The following is a 5,896-nucleotide window of genomic DNA, read 5'->3' on the forward strand; positions in this document are numbered from 1 at the left end:
GGACCGGGATTCGGTGCCGGACCGGGATTCGGTGCCGGACCGGGATTCGGTGCCGGACCGGGATTCGGTGCCGGTTCCGGCTCTCGTGTCCCGTTGGCCCCAAGGGCTGTCGGCGGCCGGGGCGGGCGATGTCGTGAGGTGGTCCAGAACGCGGGTCAGGGTAGGACCGTCGGTGCCCGGTGCGGCGCCTTCCGCGGCGCGGCGGACGCCCAGGGCGTCCAGAACCCGGTGGAGGCGGGCCGCCTCCGTGCGCCAGGTCCGGTCGACGACCTCCTCGGGATACTCGTCCCATCCCACCGGCGCCCAGTCCGGGCCGGTCTCGGCGGGCCCGCCGTGGAAGAGGCGGGCGGCTAGGAGGGAGACCGCCTCGTCCATCGCCCCGGGCTCCTCCAGCAGGTCGCAGGCCGGACGCTCACCCAGTCGGGAGGCGAAGCCCTCGGCCAGGCGGTCGCGGCGGGACAGCTCCGTGAGCGCGGCGACGACGCCCACATCCAGCCGGGAGGGCCAGCGGCCCATCCGCCAGGCGGGCAGCGCGACCCGGGTCAGCAGGCGGTCCCAGCCCGCGTAGGCGAGCCCGACCTGCTCCTGCGCGACGATCCGCAGGCCGTAGTCCACAGCCTGTGCGCGCTCGGCGGCGGCCGCCGCGACCCCGCGCTCCATCTCGGCCGCGTGAACGCGGCAGCCGCGCAGCAGGAGCCGGGACACCCAGCCGAGACCCGCGCGTCCCGCACGGGACAGCGGGCCGCGTCCGCCCGTGGCGGCCACCGCCACCGCGGCGTCCAGGCCCCGTATGAAGCGGCGGGCCGCGGCTATGTCGGGGTGCGCCGAAGGCCCGGTCCCCGCGACGACCGGGGCCAGGACGGCACGCAGCTCACCGACGCGCATCCACCACAGGAAGGGTGAGCCGATGACGAGGACGGGTGCGGCGGCGGTCCTGCGGTGAGCGGGTCCGCCCACGCCGGCCACGTCGTCGTGCCGCTCCTCGGGCGGCGGGCCGTGCGCCGGATGGGTACGGTCCTCCAGCCAGCTGTCGCAGTCCGGTGTGAGCGCTATCGCGGAGGGGGCTGGGACGTCGAGCCGGTCGGCCAGGTCACGCACCATCCGGTAGAGGTCCGGCGCCGACTCCTCGGCGATCGTGACCGTGGGGGTCACGGCAGGCCGGGAACGGACGACGACCAGGGCGACTCCGGCGGCGGCCGCCAGCACCAGGAGAGCGAGCGCGGAAACGGTCCAGCGGACGACGTCCCAGGCCCCGCCCGCGAGGTGCCCGGTGGAGCCGCCCACGAGCAGGATCACGGCGGCGGCAGCGGGCAGCAGGGCGACGGCCAGCGCCCTGCTGCGGATGCGCAGCACGGCCAGCGCCCGGGAGCGCGCGGCCTGCGCGCCCATCTCCACACCACCGGTACCGGTCACGGCCGGACCTCACCCCCTCCTTGCTGCTCTGGACGTTCCTGCTGCTCTCCGGCTCTTGCTCACTTCCCCACTGTGGCACCCGCCACTGACATCGCAATGCCGGTGGGCCAAGTGCCGGAACGCTTGCGCGGCACCCTAGTTGGGGCCCTCACGCCCGTCAGCCGTATGGCGCATCGGTCACTCGATGGAATGGCTTTGGGGAAAGGTGGATGACGGACAGCAAGGATCAGGCCCCGGTTCCTGAGCGGATCCGGGGCCTGTCGGGTTCGGTGCGGAGGGTTGCTGTCCGGTTACTTGCCCGGACCCCCGTCCGGGTCGGCGTCACGCCTCGGCGACGGCCTCCGTCGCGGCGTCCGCCGCCGCCTTCGCCGCGATGTCCGTACGGTGCTGGGAGCCGTCGAGACCGATGCGGGCGACGGCCCGGTACGCGCGGTCGCGGGCCTCGGTGAGGTCCGCGCCGGTGGCCGTGACGGACAGGACGCGGCCGCCGGCGCTGACGACGGCGCCGCCCTCGTCCCGGGTGCCGGCGTGCAGGACGTAGGCGTGCGGGGCGTCCTCGGCGGCCACCTCGGCGAGGCCGGTGATCGGGTCGCCGGTGCGCGGGGTGGCGGGGTAGTTGTGGGAGGCGACGACCACGGTGACGGCCGCGTCGTCGCTCCAGCGCAGTGGCTCGAGGTCGGCGAGGTTGCCGGTGGCGGCGGCCATCAGCAGGCCGGCGAGCGGCGTCTTCAGGCGGGCCAGTACGACCTGGGTCTCGGGGTCGCCGAAACGCGCGTTGAACTCGATCACGCGGACACCGCGCGAGGTGATCGCGAGACCGGCGTAGAGCAGCCCGGAGAACGGGGTGCCGCGGCGGCGCATCTCGTCGACGGTCGGCTGGAGCACACTCTGCACGACCTCGTCGACCAGCTTGGGGTCGGCCCACGGCAGTGGTGAGTACGCGCCCATGCCGCCGGTGTTCGGGCCCTCGTCGCCGTCGAGCGCGCGCTTGAAGTCCTGGGCGGGCTGGAGCGGGCGTACGTTCTCGCCGTCGGTGACGGCGAAGAGGGATACCTCGGGACCGTCCAGGTATTCCTCGATGACGACGCGGTCGCACGCGTTCGCGTGCGCCCGGGCCGCCTCGATGTCGTCGGTGACGACGACGCCCTTGCCGGCGGCCAGCCCGTCGTCCTTGACGACGTAGGGGGCGCCGAAGGCGTCGAGGGCCGCGTCGACCTCGGGCGGGGTCGTGCAGACGTAGGAGCGTGCCGTGGGTACGCCCGCGCCGGCCATGACGTCCTTGGCGAAGGCCTTGGAGCCCTCCAGCCGCGCGGCCGGTGCGGAGGGGCCGAAGACCGGGATGCCCGCCTCGCGCACGGCGTCGGCGACCCCGGCGACGAGGGGCGCCTCGGGACCGACCACGACCAGTTCGGCGCCGAGCCGTGTGGCCAGCGCGGTGACGGCCGCGCCGTCGAGGGCGTCGACCTGGTGCAGTTCGGCGACCTCGGCGATACCGGCATTGCCGGGTGCGCAGTGCAGCGCGGTGACGTCGGGGTCGAGGGACAGGGAACGGCACAGGGCGTGTTCGCGGGCGCCGCCGCCGATGACAAGGACCTTCACGGGGTCAGCCTAATGGGAACGGGCCGGTGCGGTTTGTGCGGGCTTCCGAAGGGGTGGGGCTCACGGGCTTGTACGTTCCTCCAGCCCGGGCCCCGGTGCGGGCCCCGGGACTGCCCTGGACCGCCCGGTCCCGCAGGCCGCCCGCTACTCGTGCGGGATCTCCTCGACCACCGACGCCCCCAGCTCGCGCACCAGCAGTTCCTTGCCGGAGAGGGCCGACTCGTCGAGGTCGGGGTCGTCGTCCTCGGGAATGTCCTCCTCGGGGGAGACCGGGCGTGGCTCGGGCGCCGGGGGCCGCGGCGCGGGGGTGGATGCGGACGCCGGGCCCGACGTCCGTCCCGGCGCGGCGGGCGCGGGCTCCGGAGGCGGGGCCGCGGGCGAGGGCGCCGACGGACGCTGCGCGGGCGCACCGCCCCCGAAGCCGCCGCCACCACCACCACCGGCACCGGCACCGGATCCGCCATAACCGCCCGCAGGCCCGGCCTGAGGCGGCGGTGCCGAGCCGCCGGAGGGGTCGACGACCGCCTCGACCTTCCACTGCACGTTGAACTGCTCGGCCAGGGCCTGCCGCAGCACGTCCTCGCTGCCACTGCTCAGGAAGTTGTCCCGAGCACCGGCGTTGACGAAACCGATCTGGAGAGATGTGCCGTCGAAGCCGGTCACCTGGGCGTTCTGGCTGAGCAGGATCCAGGTGAACCGGCGGCGGTTCTTGACCGCCTCCAGGATGTTGGGCCAGATCGTGCGAGGGTCGACTCCCGCGCCCGGCGGCGAAGAGGCGGGGGCGGAAGCGGCCGGAGCGGAGGCCGGAACCGCGGTCGGAGCTTGGGCCTGGGCCGAGACGGGACCGGGACCCGGATCGGCAGGCGTCCGGGATTGTCCGCCGCCCGCGGGTGCCGCCGTGGGCCACCCTCCAGGGCGCCGCCCGCCACCCGCGGGCGCCGTGGTCGGCCAGGCCCCGGGCGCGGCCGCGGGCGCCGGGGCAGGCGCCGCCGCGGCGGCGGGGGGAGACGCGGGGGCGGGGGGAGACGCGGGGGCGGGGGGAGGCGCGGGGGCGGCCTGCGGCGGCCTGCCTCCGGCGGCACCGGCGGCACCGGCGTCTTCGTCAGGAGCGGGCCCCGCACCGGCAGCCGTCTCCGAAGGCGAGCCGCTCTGACCGGACGCCGGGACACCGCCACCGGGCCCGGGCCCCCGTACCGCCGCGCGGGCCGCGGCGGGGCCGCCGCCCGGCGGAACCGGCGCGGCGACGGCCGCGACGCCACCCGCACCCGCATGCGCCTCGGGCCCCGGCACGTACCCCATGGCAGGTGCCCCGGAACCCGCGGAGAACTGCACACCGCGCTCGATCCGGTCCAGGCGGGCCATCACCGAGCGCTCGTCGCCGTACGCCGCGGGCAGCAGCACGCGCGCGCAGATCAGCTCCAGCTGGAGGCGGGGCGAGTGGGCGCCACGCATCTCGGTGAGCCCCTCGTTGACGATGTCGGCGGCGCGGCTCAGCTCGGCGGCACCGAAGGACCGCGCCTGATCCTGCATCCGGTCGAGGACGTCGGCGGGGGCGTCGATGAGCCCCTTCTCCGCCGCGTCGGGCACGGCGGCGAGGATCACCAGGTCACGAAGGCGCTCCAGCAGGTCGGTGACGAAGCGCCGCGGGTCGTTGCCGCCCTCGATCACCCGGTCCACGACCTCGAAGGCGGCCGAGCCGTCCCCGGAGACGAACGACTCGACGACGGAGTCGAGCAGCGAGCCGTCCGTGTAGCCGAGCAGGGCGGTCGTCATGTCATACGTCACACCGTCGGCACCGGCGCCCGCGAGCAGCTGGTCCATGACGGACATGGAGTCCCGGACGGATCCCGCGCCGGCCCGCACCACGAGCGGCAGCACGCCGTCCTCGACCGGGATCTCCTCCTTGTCGCACACCTCGCCGAGGTAGTCGCGCAGGGTGCCGGGCGGCACGAGCCGGAAGGGGTAGTGGTGGGTCCGCGACCGGATGGTCCCGATGACCTTCTCGGGCTCGGTGGTGGCGAAGATGAACTTCAGATGCTCCGGTGGCTCCTCGACGACCTTCAGCAGGGCGTTGAAGCCCTGCGGGGAGACCATGTGGGCCTCGTCGATGATGTAGATCTTGTACCGGCTGGAGGCGGGCCCGAAGAAGGCCTTCTCTCGCAGGTCACGGGCATCGTCCACGCCACCGTGCGAGGCCGCGTCGATCTCGATGACGTCGATGGACCCCGGCCCGTTGCGCGCGAGGTCGCGGCACGACTGGCACTCGCCGCACGGGGTCGGGGTGGGACCCTGCTCGCAGTTCAGACAGCGCGCCAGGATCCGGGCGCTGGTCGTCTTGCCACATCCGCGCGGACCGCTGAACAGGTACGCGTGATTGACCCGGTTGTTCCGCAGCGCCTGCTGCAGCGGGTCAGTGACATGCCCCTGACCGATGACCTCGGCGAAGGACTCCGGGCGGTAACGGCGGTAGAGCGCGAGAGACGACACGCATACGAGGTTATAGGCGCCCACCGACAACCGGCCCGCCCTCCGGAACCGGACCGCCCCGCGAGCCCCGCCCCACGACCCCGCCGACCCGGCGGACCGGATCACCCGGCGGACCCTACGACTCGGCGAACCCGGCGACCGCGACCCCGACCTGCCCCGCGAACGCAAGCGCCCCCCACGCACCCGCCAGAGCCGACCTACCCTTGCTGCCTTCCGGCCCTGGGGGAGTTCAGTCAGATAGCGCCGCGTGAGGGGCTGAGCCACACGTTACCCGATGCGGGGCCCGGAGAACGAGTTCGCAAGCACTCTCCAACGTCATGTAATGTTCTCTGCGGAGGATTCGCCTAGAGGCCTAGGGCGCACGTTTGGAAAGCGTGTTGGGGGCAACCCCTCACGA

Annotated in this window: 3 protein-coding genes, 1 tRNA gene and 1 other RNA gene (1 of these 5 running past the window's edge); 1 reads left to right on the forward strand and 4 read right to left on the reverse strand. The window is 74.3% G+C overall.

Annotation, left to right across the window (positions count from 1 at the left end; genetic code table 11):
• From ABEA26_RS18935 to ffs, 4 genes are all read right to left on the reverse strand, one after another.
• Window positions 1-1,413 (reverse strand): M48 family metalloprotease (locus ABEA26_RS18935; protein ID WP_345593736.1); only part of this gene is annotated, 1,413 nt, incomplete at its 3' end.
• A 321-nt stretch (window positions 1,414-1,734) separates the two neighbouring features.
• Window positions 1,735-3,012, reverse strand: coding sequence for a phosphoribosylamine--glycine ligase (gene purD / locus ABEA26_RS18940; RefSeq protein WP_345593738.1), 1,278 nt, complete (start codon window positions 3,010-3,012; stop codon window positions 1,735-1,737).
• A gap of 144 nt (window positions 3,013-3,156) precedes the next feature.
• A complete protein-coding gene (locus tag ABEA26_RS18945) occupies window positions 3,157-5,499 on the reverse strand; it encodes a DNA polymerase III subunit gamma and tau (protein WP_345593740.1) in 2,343 nt (780 codons plus the stop codon).
• Between the two features lie 161 nt (window positions 5,500-5,660).
• Window positions 5,661-5,759: signal recognition particle sRNA small type (gene ffs, locus ABEA26_RS18950), an RNA gene on the reverse strand.
• Between the two features lie 73 nt (window positions 5,760-5,832).
• On the opposite strand from ffs, the gene ABEA26_RS18955 reads away from it, so the two are divergent.
• Window positions 5,833-5,896: transfer RNA gene (locus tag ABEA26_RS18955), tRNA-Ser, on the forward strand; it runs 124 nt beyond the window's last position.

Origin of the sequence: Streptomyces marokkonensis, from assembly GCF_039539045.1 — a bacterium.
GTDB classification, from domain to species: domain Bacteria; phylum Actinomycetota; class Actinomycetes; order Streptomycetales; family Streptomycetaceae; genus Streptomyces; species Streptomyces marokkonensis.